17 protein-coding genes, 1 tRNA gene and 2 pseudogenes are annotated in these 14966 nt (G+C 66.9%); 8 read left to right on the plus strand and 12 right to left on the minus strand.

Going from position 1 to position 14966, the window contains the following annotated elements; all coding sequences use genetic code 11:
• Positions 1-115: 115 nt before the first annotated feature.
• Positions 116-192, plus strand: a tRNA-Pro gene (locus D7Y13_RS01855).
• Positions 193-340: 148 nt separating this feature from the next.
• On the opposite strand, the gene D7Y13_RS01860 is transcribed toward D7Y13_RS01855, so the two are convergent.
• The 3 genes from D7Y13_RS01860 to D7Y13_RS01870 all read right to left on the minus strand — a co-directional run bounded on the left by D7Y13_RS01860 (position 341) and on the right by D7Y13_RS01870 (position 2991).
• Entirely contained in the window at positions 341-598 is a 258-nt protein-coding gene (locus D7Y13_RS01860; RefSeq protein ID WP_120630626.1) for a hypothetical protein, read from the minus strand.
• A gap of 214 nt (positions 599-812) precedes the next feature.
• Positions 813-2261: an ice-binding family protein gene (locus tag D7Y13_RS01865; protein WP_120582604.1), complete on the minus strand. Its 1449-nt coding sequence runs from the start codon at positions 2259-2261 to the stop codon at positions 813-815.
• Between the two features lie 442 nt (positions 2262-2703).
• A complete protein-coding gene (locus tag D7Y13_RS01870) occupies positions 2704-2991 on the minus strand; it encodes a hypothetical protein (protein WP_147444207.1) in 288 nt (95 codons plus the stop codon).
• Between the two features lie 420 nt (positions 2992-3411).
• Here D7Y13_RS01870 and D7Y13_RS01875 point away from each other — a divergent pair, with 420 nt between their 5' ends.
• Positions 3412-3645 carry a hypothetical protein gene (locus D7Y13_RS01875; RefSeq protein ID WP_120536325.1) on the plus strand — a complete coding sequence of 78 codons (234 nt, stop codon included), beginning with the start codon at positions 3412-3414 and terminating at the stop codon, positions 3643-3645.
• Positions 3642-3911: a hypothetical protein gene (locus D7Y13_RS01880; RefSeq protein ID WP_120582602.1), complete on the plus strand. Its 270-nt coding sequence runs from the start codon at positions 3642-3644 to the stop codon at positions 3909-3911. The genes D7Y13_RS01875 and D7Y13_RS01880 overlap by 4 nt, the downstream gene beginning before the upstream one ends.
• 417 nt (positions 3912-4328) lie before the next feature.
• Here the strand turns inward: D7Y13_RS01880 and D7Y13_RS48580 are convergent, their stop codons facing one another.
• From D7Y13_RS48580 to D7Y13_RS48985, 3 genes and pseudogenes are all read right to left on the minus strand, one after another.
• Positions 4329-4577, minus strand: coding sequence for a transposase (locus D7Y13_RS48580; protein WP_120582601.1), 249 nt, complete (start codon positions 4575-4577; stop codon positions 4329-4331).
• An 88-nt stretch (positions 4578-4665) separates the two neighbouring features.
• A pseudogene (locus tag D7Y13_RS48980) lies at positions 4666-4734 on the minus strand (hypothetical protein); the annotation flags it as partial.
• Positions 4731-4988 carry an ATP-binding protein gene (locus D7Y13_RS48985; RefSeq protein ID WP_369333593.1) on the minus strand — a complete coding sequence of 86 codons (258 nt, stop codon included), beginning with the start codon at positions 4986-4988 and terminating at the stop codon, positions 4731-4733. The gene D7Y13_RS48985 and the pseudogene D7Y13_RS48980, both read right to left, overlap by 4 nt.
• 100 nt (positions 4989-5088) lie before the next feature.
• On the opposite strand from D7Y13_RS48985, the gene D7Y13_RS01895 reads away from it, so the two are divergent.
• On the plus strand, positions 5089-5694 hold the full coding sequence (locus tag D7Y13_RS01895; protein WP_120582600.1) for a Crp/Fnr family transcriptional regulator: 606 nt from the start codon (positions 5089-5091) through the stop codon (positions 5692-5694).
• On the opposite strand, the gene D7Y13_RS01900 is transcribed toward D7Y13_RS01895, so the two are convergent.
• From D7Y13_RS01900 to D7Y13_RS01910, 3 genes are all read right to left on the minus strand, one after another.
• Positions 5672-6454, minus strand: coding sequence for a DUF4386 domain-containing protein (locus tag D7Y13_RS01900; protein WP_244222305.1), 783 nt, complete (start codon positions 6452-6454; stop codon positions 5672-5674). The two genes, D7Y13_RS01895 and D7Y13_RS01900, sit on opposite strands and share 23 nt — an antisense overlap.
• A 151-nt stretch (positions 6455-6605) precedes the next feature.
• Positions 6606-7157, minus strand: a complete 552-nt coding sequence (locus tag D7Y13_RS01905; protein WP_158620296.1) for a DUF642 domain-containing protein — start codon at positions 7155-7157, stop codon at positions 6606-6608.
• Between the two features lie 260 nt (positions 7158-7417).
• Positions 7418-7984, minus strand: a complete 567-nt coding sequence (locus D7Y13_RS01910; protein WP_120582597.1) for a DUF1801 domain-containing protein — start codon at positions 7982-7984, stop codon at positions 7418-7420.
• Positions 7985-8325: 341 nt separating this feature from the next.
• On the opposite strand from D7Y13_RS01910, the gene D7Y13_RS01915 reads away from it, so the two are divergent.
• Positions 8326-8517, plus strand: a complete 192-nt coding sequence (locus tag D7Y13_RS01915; protein WP_120582596.1) for a hypothetical protein — start codon at positions 8326-8328, stop codon at positions 8515-8517.
• A 78-nt stretch (positions 8518-8595) separates the two neighbouring features.
• On the opposite strand, the gene D7Y13_RS01920 is transcribed toward D7Y13_RS01915, so the two are convergent.
• Complete coding sequence (locus tag D7Y13_RS01920) at positions 8596-10020, minus strand: lipase maturation factor family protein (protein WP_120582595.1); 1425 nt, start codon at positions 10018-10020, stop codon at positions 8596-8598.
• Positions 10021-10188: 168 nt separating this feature from the next.
• Here D7Y13_RS01920 and D7Y13_RS01925 point away from each other — a divergent pair, with 168 nt between their 5' ends.
• Entirely contained in the window at positions 10189-11730 is a 1542-nt protein-coding gene (locus tag D7Y13_RS01925; RefSeq protein ID WP_120582594.1) for an FYVE zinc finger domain-containing protein, read from the plus strand.
• A 91-nt stretch (positions 11731-11821) separates the two neighbouring features.
• Positions 11822-12460 (plus strand): protein phosphatase 2C domain-containing protein, encoded by a 639-nt coding sequence (locus D7Y13_RS01930; RefSeq protein WP_158620294.1) that lies wholly within the window; start codon positions 11822-11824, stop codon positions 12458-12460.
• A gap of 210 nt (positions 12461-12670) precedes the next feature.
• Here D7Y13_RS01930 and D7Y13_RS01935 read toward each other — a convergent pair.
• A pseudogene (locus tag D7Y13_RS01935) lies at positions 12671-12775 on the minus strand (transposase domain-containing protein); the annotation flags it as partial.
• Positions 12776-12902: 127 nt separating this feature from the next.
• Between D7Y13_RS01935 and D7Y13_RS01940 the strand changes: the two are divergent.
• On the plus strand, positions 12903-13730 hold the full coding sequence (locus D7Y13_RS01940; protein ID WP_120531451.1) for a crotonase/enoyl-CoA hydratase family protein: 828 nt from the start codon (positions 12903-12905) through the stop codon (positions 13728-13730).
• A gap of 86 nt (positions 13731-13816) precedes the next feature.
• Here D7Y13_RS01940 and D7Y13_RS01945 read toward each other — a convergent pair whose 3' ends face one another.
• Entirely contained in the window at positions 13817-14635 is an 819-nt protein-coding gene (locus D7Y13_RS01945) for an SDR family NAD(P)-dependent oxidoreductase (RefSeq protein WP_120531452.1), read from the minus strand.
• Positions 14636-14966 lie beyond the last annotated feature (331 nt).

The raw sequence follows: 14966 nt of genomic DNA on the forward strand, positions 1-14966 counted from the left end.
AGAGACAGGGGGAAGGGGCGGGCAAAAGAGGCCGTTGACTCAGGAAAGCGGGTCGGATAGATCCGCCTCCGCTTCGCCGGGCCCGAAGGGCAGTTCCTGGCGCAGCACCGGATATCGGGGAGTGGCTCAGCCTGGTAGAGCACTTGGTTCGGGACCAAGGGGTCGCAGGTTCAAATCCTGTCTCCCCGACCATCAGTGAAGCGGGCTGGAGATCTCAAGGTCTCCAGCCCGTTTTGCTTTCTGGCCACCTGTTTCGGCCTATCCATCATCCCGGCGCCTCCTAGCAGACCGTTGGAGGCTGTCCGCGTTCAGGGCCAACAAATCCGTCCTGGACAGCGGCTCAGCACTCCAGGATGTGCTCCGTGTAGACCGACCGGCCGCCCCAGTAATAGAGCCCGCCGCAGTAGCAACCGAACTCACCGATGAGCTGGGTGTGCGCGGCGTCGTTGTAATACCTGCGCAGATCCGCGTTCGGCTCGAAGGAACAGTCCGGCAGCGGCGCCTCCTGTGTGGCCAGCTCCACGGCCTCTTGATCCACCATGGGACCGCCACAGCCCACCGCCATCGCCAGCAGACCACCGAAAATGAATGACCGCATGTATCCTCCGTGAGGGGACGCAAACCATACGCGGTCCACGACTGCGCTCGAAACAGGTACCGCAGATTCCAGTTGAATGGTGAATGCGGACTGGAGCAGGAGGGCGGGGGACAGAGCCGCATCGTGCGCGATGGCCGCTACCGCGAGAGTCGGTTCGACTTGCGCGCGGCGCATCGCTATCAGTACTTCGCTGCGACCCGGTCCATGCACCTGCCTACCTTGCGGGCTGGGTCACGGTGGCCTGCTGCAGGGCCACGTTCGTCTGCGACAGGATGCGGCCATTCATCGTCGCGCCGGTCTGCAAGGTGACGTCGGTCTTGCAGAGCAGGACACCTGCGAAGTGCGCGCCGGTCCCGACCGTCGTCCGGCCGGCGACCTGCCAGAACACGTTCTTCGCCAGCGCCCCTCCCGCCAGGGTGACGCGCTTGGAGGCACTCATCGTCAGATCCCCCGTCGTCTGGAAGATCCACACGTCGTTCGGACCGCCGGAGAGGGTCACGTCCGCCGGCAGGGTCACCGTGCTCGTCCACTTGTAGAGCCCTGGGACGAGCGTCTTCCCTCCGATGTTGCCGGAACCCAGGTTGAGGAAGTCGGGCGTCGGGCGGCCCGCCGCGTTGTTGTAGGCGCCCTCCATGTTGCTGACCGCCGTGGTCAGGTTCGAGGGCGTCGGCACCGCGGAGTTGGCGGCGTACGCCTTGCCGACAAGCTGGGAAGAGAGCGCGAAGACATTCGTGGCATCCGCGACCAGCGAGAAGCCGGTGAAGTAGCTGGCGGCGGCAGGACTGACGCCCATGTCCCCCGTCACCCTCGAAGCAGGAACCGAAGAGATGCCGCTCTTCGCCAGGATGGCGAAGTTGCCCGCCGTGCCCAGCGACACCGGCATGGGCCCCTTCGCGGCCGTGGCGCCCGTCTGGAAGCTCCAGGCGAAGGGCTCCGCCAGCAGGTTGCCGTTCAGGTCCTTGATGCCGGAGCCGAGCGAGGCGGTGAAAAGGGTGTTGGAAGCCAGCGCGCTTTCGGGAGTGAACGTCGCGGTGGTGCCGGGACCGTACGTCACGCGACCCGACACCTGCGTGTCACCCTGCCGCACGGTGAAGGAGCCAGAGGTGAGGGAGAGCGGATCCATCGCCTTGCTGAAGGTCGCGGTGATCTTCCGGTTGATGGCCATGTCGGTGGTATCCGCGGAGGGTGTCGTCTCCCCTATCCTGGGAGGGCTGGTATCGGCGGCCACGCCCGTCGTGAAGCTCCAGGAGCGGGCCGCCGCGAAGCTGGCACCTGCCGTGGACTTCGCGCTGGAGGTGATGGTGGCGGTGAAGACGGTGCTCGCGGCCAGGCTGCTGGAAGGCGTGAACGTCGAACTCGTGCCGTCGGCGCTGGTCGCCACGGTGCCGGGAACCAGCGTCTCCCCCTGCTTCAGCGTGAAGGTCGACGCACCCAGGGGCTCCATGGCCATGTCGAAGGCCACGGACAGCGTCGCGTTGAGCGGCACGTCGGGCTGTCCATCCAGAGGGGACGTCGAGGTGAACTCTGGCGGCGGCGGTGTCAGGGGCGCGTCCGTCTCCTCTCCACAGGAGGCGACGACGAGCGCCAGCAGGAGGAGGCCAAGCCGGGCCGAAAGACCGCCGCGGACGGACGGGTGGCGGGAACCTGCGATGAAGAATTGCATGGGGGCTCTGGGGGGGGGCCGCGGACGAAGCGAAACGCTTCAAGTCCAGGGCGGTGCGTCAGGAGGAATCCGTTACCCCGAGCGAGGCTCGTCAGGGAGGAGTCAGTGAGCAATATATGCCGTTAATCGCTTACGTCAATGGTGCGAGAAACATTGTCAAAAATCGCCGCCCGTTGCGGCCCCCACGGATGACGCGAGCGAGACGTGCTCGACGGTGACGCGGGTCTGGTTCGTCCGGTCCTGGACGTTTACGTCACGCCACCGCTCCACGATGAAGGTGTCTGCGGACCGAGGCCTGTCGCGTGGGAACCGCGCCCTCAATGATATATATTCGTGCCTCCGGTGATGCCCTCGCCGTGGCCCTGAATACATCCAGGGGATGGCGAAGGACCGCTTCGGGGTCGGGTTGTTGCTCGGCGGCCAGAAGCGGTGGCCAGATGGCTCAGCGGACGCGGAAGACGGGCTCCACCCAACAATTGGAGTCGTTCCAGGTCTCGGTCGGGAAGGTGCTGCTCGGGCCGTACGCGTATACCCCGCCGCTCGCGGGCACCGACAACCCCCAGACGCATCGGGCGAAGAGATGGCCTGTACGGGCGAGCATGCGCGGCGTCAGCCGGGTCAGCACCGCGCCCGGTGCGAACGTGCACAGCAGCGCGAGGTACAGCGCCACCAGCCCTCTCAACGAGTGGCCCACCACATGCGCGCTCGACCTGCCCTGCGCATCCATCAACGCGAGCACGTCCTTGCGCCATCAACTCCACCATCAGCGCCTCGCCGGGCGGCTGGCTGGCGCCGAACCCCGGTGGTCGAGGCAGAGTCAGTGGAACCGGGATGCCAGTCCTTCCACCTGGGGCCGCCGCCCCGCGACGCCAATGCCTACGCCCTGGATCCCCACCACCGGGAGACCGTCTCCTTCCACGAACCAGCTCAGGGTGCAGCCACGATGCGGGGTGCCCTGGCGGGCGGTGGAAGGGTTCATGGTGGCCGCGCAGCTTTGCGCACTGCTGGCGGATAGACCAGACTCCGCGCCATGCCCATTCCTCTACCGCATCGTCGTAGCGTCCTTTCCGCCGCACTCTTCTGCGCGGGGCTCGCGCTCGGATGGCCGTTGTTCGCTGGCGCGAAGTTGCAGGGAGGGGTGTGTGATCCATTGATCGACAAGGTTGAGGGAGTCCGGCTCCGGCTCCTCTCCGCCACCGCCGATGGCGCTTCCATCATCCCGGAGGAAGGCCCCGGCTCGGCGGGCGCCATCTACAGCCTGCGCGGCGCGCGACCCGACGTCGACGCGACCGGTCAATTCGCCAGGGCCGTCCTCTTCGAAGCGAAGCCCACCAGCGGCACCGGCGAACTCTACCGGGAGCTGCGCCTCCAGAGGCAGCCATGAGGCGGCTCGGCATCGTCCTCGCGGGGATGCTGACGAGCGCCCTGGCCTCGACCCTCCTGACGGCCTGCTGCCCGGACCGCCCGCCCCGCTCCGTCTTCCAGCTTCTCCCGGGCACCTATGTCGTCTCCAACTCGGGCGACACCGGCTACCGCCTCGTCGTGACCGGAGACGGCCGCAGCGTGGTCGAGGAGTTCGAACGCGACGGCAAGGCCTACCGGCAGGAGTACGCGGTCACGGAGCACTTCGAGCACGACATCTCCGACTGAGACGCACCGAGTCACCGGCATCCTCCACCGGCTCCAGGCACCGGGCCCGGACCGTGAGGCATGGAGTCGGGGCGGCCAGGCTCTGGCCGCTTCAATCCCACGCAGCAGGTCTCTGGGCCCCCGTCCCGGGTCACGGCCAGAGGAGCCCCACATAGAACAGCGAGCCGCTTGAGACAACCTGGTGAGTCAAACTCCCCGTGTGGGTGTCTCATGAAAACGCCAGCCATTGATTTCAAGTTTCAACGCATCGGGCGAACAGAAGGCCTGTTGAGGTCGAGGGCTGGTGCGGAGGGGCCGAGGCGTGCCGCTGACAGGTGCCGCCGAGCTGGGCGCCAGCCCTATGCGGAGGCCGTGCAGCCCTCATCGGCACACGCCCGCTCAGGCCGCGCTCCCGTCTGAGCCTGTTGAATGGGTCCGCTACGCAAGGCGGCGCAGCATGAGACCGGTCATCGTGATGTGAATGAAGGTTTCGGACGAGTGCTCGTGACGCTCGTGGTCGCGAGGCAGGCGCCGCTGGCGCGTCAGCCACGCGTTGGTGCGCTCCACCACCCAACGGCGCTTTTGCACGACGAAGCCCCGGTCCTCCTCGGAGCCGCCGGACAGTCTCCACCTCCAGTCCGGCCTCCTTCGCGGCGTCCGCGAGCACGGGCCCCTGGTAGCCGGCATCCGCCCTGCGGCGCCGGGTGGGAGGCGGATTGCGGAAGCCGTCGCCTTCGATGACGAGGACGTGGGAGTGGTGGAGGTGCCGGTCCATGGCGGCGCTGGCCATCAGCGGGCCACCCAAGAGGGGCGGCCACTCTTCGATGGCGCGGTTGGAGGTCATGATGCAGGTTCATCCTGGGTGAGGCCACGCAAGCCGAGGTCATCGATGATGAGCAGCTCGGGCGAGGTGAAGCGCACGAGGCGCTTCTCGTAGGTGGCATCTTCCCGGGCGGCGCGCAGTTGCTGGAGAATCTCGTGGGCGCCGGCGCGGCAGGCACGGTGGCCGAGGGCCTGGGCCAGGTGGGACTTGCCGACGCCGGTGGGGCCCCTGGGGCGAGCCGCTGGGCCGACCCGGCTACGAACAGCTTGGGCGATCCGGCTGCGATCCGTGACCCCGGCCTGCTACACCTCTTTTCGGGCCACGTCCGCCGACCCGGTGGGATGATTGAGTTCCCGCCGGTCGCGCGGTGCTCTCATGAAAAACAAGCTCGTCGACTACTTCCGCCGCATCGCTCCTCTGTCGGACGAGGAGGCCCAGGCCATCCTGGACAGCATGGTGGTGAGGACTTGTCCGAAGGGCACGCACCTGCTCATGGCGGGCCAGGTCTGCACCGAGGCCTACTTCGTCCTCCAGGGCTGCGTCCGCCAGTACTCCGTCGTCGACGGTGAAGAGCGGAGCAACGGGTTCTTCACCGAGGACGAATGGGTCCTCTCGATTCTCAGCATGATGAACCAGACCCCGGCGGAGCACTTCCTGGTCTGCGCGGAAGACACCACGGTGGTGGTGGGCACCGAGCAACGCGAGGGGGACCTGTATCGACGCTTCCCGCGCTTCGAGAGCATCTCCCGGAGGGTGATGCAGAAGGTCCTGGCGGAACAGCAGGAGTGGTTCGCTTCCTATCTCACCGATACCCCGGAGCAGCGCTACCTCAAGCTCTCGAAGACGCGGCCGGGCATCCTCCAGCGGATTCCCCAGTACCATCTGGCCAGCTACATCGGAGTGAAGCCCGAGTCGCTGAGCAGGATCCGAAAGCGTATCGCCACGCGCGGCAAGCCGGCTACGCCGCGACGGAAGGCGTGACCGTCCGGAACCCCTTGGCGATGAGCCAGCCGCTGAGGAACAGCTCGAACAGGCCCCCGGGGCCGGAGAAGAGGATGCCCCACGGCAGCCCGAAGAGTTCGAGCATGGCCCCCAGCGCCAGCAGCCCGTAGCCCACCGCGCCCACCAGCGGGAGCAACGAGGGAAGAAGCCGGGAGCGGTACAGCGACAGGCAGAACGCCACGCTGCCGACTCCCAAAATGATCATCGCGAGCTGGTACGCCCAGAAGTTCCCTTTCGTGAAAAGTCTGAACAGGGTCACCAGCTCCGGCGTCGTCTGCCCTTGCGCGGATTCTCCAAGCTGGAGAATGCACAGAAGGAACACCACTCCGATGATGAGGGTCATCGCCTCCATGACCCGCGTGCAGACGTACGCGACGGCGACGCCCGGGCTCCGCTCGCGGAGTATCGGAAAGAACAACACGCCAATCCCGACGATGATGAGGGAGTTCAACAGGAGCAGCAGCGCGCCCCCGACAAACGGTGTCCTCTGACCGGCCAACGCAGCCAGGTGCTCCGGCTCCTTCAGGATGGAGGTGACGAGCGCGGTGCCGATGCCGTAGGCCAAGAACGCAAGCAGAAAGAGGGTTCCCAGGGAGCGGGAGTGAAGGCGGGGGGTGTTCATCGCGAGGGCTCCAGAACGTTCAGCGACGTTGTGGTCTCGAGAGTGGGGGAGAGCGCCCTCGCCCGCATTGATGAGGGTTAATAAACCGGTTCCCGTGGCGCCCTTGCCGGGCCGCATCGCTACGAAGCAGCAAGTCTCCCCCTCCCGGCCACGACCCACTTTCCCGGCTTGAGCCGTGGGAAGCCTCCATGGACACCACCGCTCAAGCCCCGGGAGCGAACCGCTCCCGGGGCCGCGTGGACTTCAGGCCCGTGTCTTCACGGGTGGATCACGGACCATCCACGGTGAAGTCATCGATGGCCAGGCCGCAGCTCACGCCGCTGGATGTGCTCTGCAGCTTGATGAGCGTGCTGGCGGTCGTCGCGGTGAAGACGTACGTGCGCAGGGTCCAACCCGGCAGGGAGTTGGAGACGCTCGCCGTGGACGGGCCGTAGGTGAGCGTCGCGTTGCGCGTGCCCGTGCAACTGGGCGGGAGCGCCACGTAGAAGCGCACCGTGTAGCCATTGCCCGGCACGGTGGAGATGGTCTGCTCGATGCTGCCCGCGCCGTAGCCGTTCAGGTCGATGGACTTGGTCCCGCTGTTCGGCGTCTTGTACGTGCTGTGCATCACCTTGATGCTGCCGCCCACGGTCCAGTTGGTCAGGGTCGTCGCGCCCGTGGTGAGGACCGTGTAGTTGTAGGAGCCTGGCGGCGCCGCTTCGAAGCCACTGTTGGCGACCTTGTTGATGCCCTGCTGCACCGCGCCCAGCTCCGGTGTGTTGGCCTCCTGCGACTCGGGACCGCCACACCCCGCCAGCACAAGCCCCAGCCCCAGAGCCATGCCCCCTCGAATCCAGTTCATCATGTGCATGTTCACCTTTCGTGTTGAGCCGCGGAGGTTCGGCGTTCCCCAAACGCCGCCGGACCCGCGGTGCCGAGCATCGGCGCTGTGAACATTAATCGCTCTGTGAGTGTGTGAGGAGTCCGGCGCTGAAACAGGCGGGTCTTTTCACGTCACGAGAAGAAGTGAGCCATCCTGGGGTGTGAAACACTCGGGGTGGAAGTTCACACCGGCACGTCAAGCCCTTCCTCGCCGGCGGTTCACAGTCGTTCGCCGGGCAAGCGGCTGGCTTGTTTCACCCAGTCGGTGAACCGGGCTTCGTCGAGCGGTTCATCCTCGTGGATGTCGAGGTAGCGCGCTTCCTGGGTCTTGGATTCGCCAGGGGGAAGGGGGCGCAGCAGTTTGCCGCGCAAGAACGCCACCTTGATGTATCGGGTCAAACAATGGAAGCCGAGGAAGAAGCCCTGGCCCTCGACTCCGTAGAACGGCGTGTTCCATTTGACGGCCTTCCGCACGCCGGGGACGGTGCGGACGATGAGCGCATCGAGGCGCTGCCCGACGTCGCGCTTCCAGCCCGGCATGGCCGCGATGTAGGCCTGCACGGTGGCGTCACCATCGCCCTTGGCGATCTGCGGGTTGCCGCCAGAAAGGAGGCGCGGCTGCGCGGTGGCCTTGGATGCCGACGGTTTCTTCGCCGCGGTCCTGGTGGCTGCGCGGACGGATGGCTTCGCGACCGCCTTGCGCGGTTTGGTTGTCTTCGTCACGTCCCGCCTGGGGGCTGTCTTCTTCGCGGCCTTCGCCGTCTTGCGGGGAGACTTGCTTGCCATGGTCTTCACTCCTGGAGTGCGATGCGTCGCTGACCCGCCGTGGTGTACACGAAGGACTCGCGACATTCCCATTCGGAGGCGTTTCCCAGCATGTCCACTCCGCCTCGGTCGGCGGCCGGTGCCCGGTGCGGTCGAGCCCCTTCGGCCAGGACACCTTGTCCCCGTCATTCGCGGCCTGACCCCAGGCGGTAGATCGTTTCGGGGAGGATCTCTTCGACGCCGTCCTCCTCTCCCCTGGCGCCTGCTTCGCGCGGGGATGTGGGTCAGGGGAGCAGATGAGGCGCCTCCCCGGGCAGGGTTGCGCGGGAGGTCGGGGAGCGGCTGCGCCCGCACCGGGTGCCGTGGGCGGCTCCGTCTACGCGCCGCTCATGGTCTTCCAGACACTGGGGCTCCCTGTCTTCGCGAGGGGGGAGTCGGGCGGCTGGGGGCAGCCTTCGCTGCTCGGCTGGTTGCTGGTGGCCGCCGTGTGGTGGGGCGTGGTGTCGCTCGTGCTTCGTGCCTGGGCCTCGTCGGGTCTGCTCAAGTCCCGGTGACGCGCCGGAGGGCCCGTCGTCGTGGACACGCACCACGGCGCAACGACGCATTCTCGTCCATTCTTCATGCGACGGACGTCAGGCGCGGAGCCTGGTCGGCGGGAGATAATCGCCCAGGCGCGTGCGTTCCCACCACGCGCCCGTGTCGCGCCGTTCCTGCCAGGTCGTGAAACGGTAGCGGTACAGCACGGCGCGAAGCATGCGCGGCGGGTGCTCCGGGAAGGGGTTGTGTCGCAGCAGGCGGAGTGTCGCCGCGTCGCCCCGCAGGAGCTTCTCCATGAACGGCGGGAACCACCGGGGCGCGTGCGCCGGCGAGAGCGCGGCGAACCACATGAGCCAGTCGAGCCGTAGGTGGTACGGCGCCCACTGCGACGGGCGCCGCTTCGGGTCGGTCGGCTTGCCTCGGAATTCGTACTCCCGCCACTCGGTGGCCGGCGTGAGGCGCTCGTCGTTCGTGCCCTCGATGACGACCTCGTAGCGCTCGCGAGTGATGCTGCCGAAGGCTCCGTAGGTGTTCACGAGGCGGAGCGGCTCGAAGCTGGCATTCATGAGTTGCTCGCGTGCGAAGAGGTTGCGCGCGGGCCGGTAGGAGAGCACGACGAGGAGCGCGGTGATCGCGAGGACGAGCCCGTCGTGCCAGGGAACGGCGCGCGTGCTGGCGTGACCGAGGGGCAGCAGGTGCCCGAGCACGGCACCGTCGAGTGCCGAGGCCGCGAGGATGATGGTGATGAAGTTGAGCCAGGAGTAGTTGCCGCTCAGGAGAAGCCACGACTGCGTGAGCGCGATGAAGAGCCCCGCGAAGGTGGCGATGGGCTGCGGGAAGAACAGCAGGAACGGTGCGACGAGCTGGGCGAAGTGGCTTCCGAGCACCTCGAGCCGGTGCAGTGGCTTGGGCTGGCGGTGGAAGTACCAGGAGAGGGGGTTCGGCATCGGCTGCGTCTCGTGGTGGTAGTCAAGGCAGGTGAGGTCTCTCCAGCACGGGTCGCCGCGCAGCTTGATGAGCCCGGCCCCGAACTCGACGCGGAAGAGCAGCCAGCGGAAGAGCCAGAGGAGCGGAGCGGGCACCGCGCTCCACGCCGGGCCCAGGAACGCGGCGAGGAACCCGGCTTCGAGGAGGAGCGACTCCCAGCCGAAGGAATAGAAGGTCTGCCCGACGTTGACGATGGAGAGATAGAGCGCCCACAGCACGAGCCAGGTCGCGAGCGTGAGAGGGATGGGCCACGCATCGGGGAGGCCCAGGACGACGGTGAGCGACAGGAGGATGCCGACGAGCGCGACGGCGACCAGCAGGCGGTCGGAATAGCGCAGGTGGAACACGCTCGGCGCGTCGCGGAAGCGCATCCGAGCGAGGAAGCGGGGGACCGGGAGCAGACCGTGCTCGCCGAGGAGCGGCCGGAACTGCCCCAGCGCGACGAGGAAGGCGATGAGGTAGCAGAACCCCAGGCCGCGCTGGAGCACGAGCCGCGCAAGCCAGAGGTCCGGTGCGTGGAGCCATTCAGGCATGCCTCAACGTTATGTCCGGGCCCGGGCTCCTTCAGGAGCGGCAGCCTGCCCGTCTCCGAAACGGGGCCACACGGGCACGTGGGCCTGCTCCGGTTCCCCTTCCGCGCTACCTTGCGCTCTTTGCCGCCACAGCCTGCGCGGCGCGGAGGTAGGTGAACCGTGGCTTTCATGTACAAGTTCGTCAAGCGTGACGAGGCTCTTGATGAGACGATGGGTGGCGACAGCCTTTACGCTTTGACCCAGGCGAACAACGAAGTCTACGCGAAGATCATGGCGATCTACCGCGCATACGTGAACGAGAAGGACAAGCACACCATCGCCGAGGCGGGAGTGAGCTACTTCTCCATGCTGGAGCTGTTCAACAACCTGCTCGGGGACAGCGACGCCGCGCTGAACGATGATCGCATCGCGGCGGAGTTGTTCAAACGCAACGCAGAGAAGGCCCGTGCCATCACCGGCAAGACAAACGCGCCCGCGTTCATCACCCACCTCGACTCGACCATCGAGGCCACAGCGGCGTCCTTCCGCGAAACCCTCGCCGCACTCCGTAATTCCTTCAAGCTGACATACCGCCACACCGACATCGTCTCGCTACTGAAGACGACGAAAGTCGTCACGAAGCCGGGACTGGTGAAATCCCGAGTCTTCGAAACGGCATACATCCTGGATCGCATCCTCGACAAGAAGCGATTCCTTGCGACGTCGCTGTTGCTCGGCATCATGCATGTCGAGCGCTTCCAGACGCATAAGGACACGGACACGAAGCGTCCGTATTATAATCAGGGTTCCGCGCTCTTCACCCTGCTCACGTTCTCCTATACGCCAGCCCTTTCCGTCGAACAGAACAAGGCGTGGTCGGAGAAGGTCCTGAGCATCTTCGAGGAGACGCCGCAGGACGACACGTTCTCGAAGGAGGAGCTCATCGGACAGTTGAGGCGGCTCCACATGGGCCTCAAATGGGCGACCGAACTGGCCACTGAAGTGGAGAAGAAGGGCGCCGCTGGGGTGCAGGCCCAGATTGCCCATTGGAAGAAGAAGATCGCCGGCCACGAGAAGAGCCTCCAGGCGTTGAAGTCGGATCGGGTGCAATACGGCTGGAAGATGTTCGGCTCTTGTCTGGGGATCTATAACGAACTCCTGCCGACCACCTATGTCGAGGCCGCGGAGATGTGGGGCCAGTTCAACGCGCCCGGCTACAAGCGCGTGGTCTCCGACGACAGCCCGTCGCCCATGGGCCGTGAGGGCATGCTGGACACCTTCGACAAGGCGCTGGGCGCGGAGTCCTTCTGGGAGAAGACTGATTTCGCGAGCTTTGGACTGACGCTCAGTGCCAGCGCGCTCACCGAGATGTCCTATGTCGGCCCCGTGGCGCGGATCATTGGCTGGTATACGTCCAGCAACCACGCTGGGCTGACGTGCAGTGACTGCAAGACCGTGCACGGCAGCAGGGTGAGCCTGGTCCGTCTGTGGCACCGCTGCTCCAACTGCCAGAAGGTCTACTGCGCGCACTGCGCCTCGGGGCTGGCGCTCTATGTCGTGATGGCGTTGGGCGTGGTGGGGACGGTGGGCGGGTGGTGGATGGGCATGGGCACCGCGCTCTACTCGGCGACCGTGGGCTGGGCGACTGGCTCGACGGCCACCCATACCACCTCCCGGTTCATGGCTCGCAAGTGCAAGTCCTGCGGCACCCAGACCGCGGCGCTCTATTGACGACCCACCTCGCACCCCTCAGTGCCAGGCCCCAGAGGAGGCAGCACCTTTACTCCACGGGTCATCCCGGATGACCTGGGAGGTGCGACCCATGAGCGATTTCGAGACGGCGTGGCATGTGGAACCGGCGGGCAAGGCGGGTGCGGACCGCGTGTTGGTCCTGACGCGAGGGGACGCGACGGTGCTCGTGGTGGCGGATGGGGCGGGGAACTCACGACGTGGCGCCGAGGCCGCGGAGGCCGTGCTGCGTGGCGTCCAGGACGCCGTGGACGCCGGGGCCGACGTGGAACGCGAGGAGACCTGGCGCGATGTGCTGGTGCGGTGCGACGCGGAGCGGGTGGCCTCGGGACAGGGGGGTGAAACCACCGCCTTGGTCGCCTGTGTCACCAGGCGGCGCGTGGTGGGGGCCAGCGTGGGGGACTCGGAGCTGTGGCTGTTCCAGGGAGGCGAATCGACCGCGCTGACGGAGCATCAACACCGCAAGCCCCTGCTCGGAAGCGGGCAGGCCCGGCCCGTCACCTTCGAGCTCGCGTGGCGAGGCGGTGTTCTCCTCGGCGCGTCAGACGGATTGTTCAAGTACGTCGACCTCCGTCGCATCCAGGAGCATGTGAGCCTCGCCGACGCAAACGCCGCAGTGTTCGCGCTGGCCGCGCTGCCTCGACTTGCGAGCGGCGCGCTCCCGGATGACGTGGGGCTCGTCCTGTGCCGCCCGAGCGCTCCATGCCCCTGACTCCGTCCTGGCACTCCCGAGGTTGTTCGCCATGAGCGAGGCCCTCCACGTCTACCGCGTCACCGAGGACCACGGCTGGTGCTCGAACTTCGCTCCCTGCCCACTCCGATTGCATGGAAGGACCTGGCCCACCTGCTCCTGGGTAACAACCGTCCGGCCAATGACGTGACGGATCGATTGAGGGCGGACGTCGGCAGTACGAAGCCGCTTCCATTCGTGCGGCAGCAGTTCCCCGATGCGGGCGCTCGGGTGCGTCTGGACGCGCAGCAGGACGTCCGCGAGGTCCGCCTCGGGATTGATGCCGTTGGCCTCGCACCCAATCCGGCGAGCCGCGGGTTCGTGAGGCTCCAGGTGCGAACGAACAGCGCGTGGACGCGTTCGTGGACGCCGCCGCGCTGCATCTGCTCAAGTGCCGCCAGCGAACTTCCCTGGGAGGGAATGGATGGGCGACACGTACAAGTCATTGCGCATCGAGAAGGGCGAGGGCGTCGCCGAGCTGGTGCTCACCGGCCCGGGCAAGGGCAACGCCATGGGCCCCGACTTCTGGCGGGAGATGCCCGAGGCGCTCCGCGACCTGGACGCCGACGACGCCGTGCGCGTGGTGTTGGTGCGCGGCGAGGGCAACCACTTCACCTATGGCCTGGACCTGATGGGGATGATGGAGACCCTCGGGCCGCTGCTCACCGCCGAGAGCAACCTGGCGCTGGAGCGCAGCCAGCTTCTCAAGCTGATTGGTGAGATGCAGCAGGCCACGGAAGGGGTGGCGCGGTGCAAGAAGCCCGTCATCGCCGCGGTGCATGGCTGGTGCATTGGCGGGGGCATGGACCTCATCGCCGCGTGTGACTTCCGGTACTGCTCCCAGGACGCGAAGTTCTCCCTGCGCGAGGTGAAGGTCGGCATCGTCGCGGACCTGGGCGCGCTCCAGCGGCTGCCGCGCATCATCGGCGAGGGGAACACGCGCGAGCTGGCCTACACCGGCGGCGACGTGGACGCGGCGCGCGCGCTGCGCATGGGCCTGGTCAATGAGGTCTTCCCCACGCCCGAGGCCCTGCTCACGGAGGCGCGGGCGACGGCGCGGCGCATCGCCGACAATCCGCCGCTCGTCATCCAGGGCGCCAAGCAGGTGATGGAGTACTGCGCGGACAAGTCCATCGCGGACGGGCTGCGTTACGTGGCGGTGTGGAATTCGGCCTTCCTCCAGTCGCATGACCTGACGGAGGCCTTCTCCGCCTTCGCCGAGCGCCGGCCGCCCCGCTTCCAGGGACGCTGACGTGCCGGGCCTCTGCCGTCGCCTGCCTCTGTCTTGAGAACCCGGGGAGGCTTCACCCCCCCCGGGGACCGCGAGCGGTGGACGGCTCAGCCTTCCACGGGACGGGTGAGGCCCAGCGTGTCCGCGTAGCTGTGCAGCCCGCGGATGTGATTGCCACCGTCGACGGCGAGGGTGTCGCCGGTGATCCATGACGCCAGGTCGCTGCAGAGGAATGACACCACCTTCGCCACGTCCTCCGGCTCGCCACACGGCTTCCCGAGCGGCGTGTGGGCGAGGAACTCCCGCCCCATGGCTCCCGTCAGGAGGCCGGCACCCTCGGCCAGGGGCGTGCGGATGGCTCCCGGGGCCACGACATTCACCCGGATGCCGTAGCGCCCCAGCTCCGAAGCCGCGACCTTCGAGAAGTTCGCGAGCCCCGCCTTGGAGGCGCAGTAGTGGGCGAGCCCGTCCGTCACGGCCGTCTGATTCAACGAGGAGATGTTGACGATGGAGCCCGGCTGCTTCGCGGCGACGAGCGCCTTCGCGAGTGCCTGGGTGAAGAGGAAGGGCCCCTTGAGATTGATGGCCAGGATCTGGTCGAACTCCTCCGCAGGCAACTCAAGGAGCGGGCGGAGCGTGGCCGACCCGGCGTTGTTCACCAGGATCCCCGGGAGGCCGAACTCCCGCGTGGCAACCTCGATGGCCCGCGCCACGTCCTCCGCGCTGACCACGTCTCCCGCGAAGGGCACGGCCCGCGTGCGCCCCTCCATCCCCCGGTTGAGCTCTCCGGCGGCTGCTTCCACCTTCTCCAGGGTCCGCCCGAAGAGGAGGACGTTGGCTCCGTCCCGCATGAGGCGCGCGGCGATCCCCAACCCGATGCCCTGGCCTGCTCCCGTCACGATGGCACTGCTCGAAATCAGCTTCATGGTGGCTCCTGTGTGATTCGCGGACGGGTGCGAGGCTACTTCACCGCGCCCGGGTGATGCGGACGTCGTGGTCCTTGGCATCTGATGTTCAGTGCCGCAGTGCCGCAGTGCCGCTGTCGCGTTGGAGCGCCACGTTCCTTGGATGAAGCCAGCCACAAGCAGTGTGCAGGGGCCCCGTCTGTTCGCGGCGCTGAGGTGCTTGGGGTTGTCGTCGGTGATGAGGCAGGTCCGGTCTCTGATGCTCCGCGAGCTGGTGCGCTGCGTGCTGAGGGAGGCTATCGCAGCCCAGTTGGAGTTCCCTGGAGCGGCCGAGGTCCTCACTCAGATGCCC

The sequence above is a fragment of the Corallococcus praedator genome (genome assembly GCF_003612125.1).
GTDB classification, from domain to species: domain Bacteria; phylum Myxococcota; class Myxococcia; order Myxococcales; family Myxococcaceae; genus Corallococcus; species Corallococcus praedator.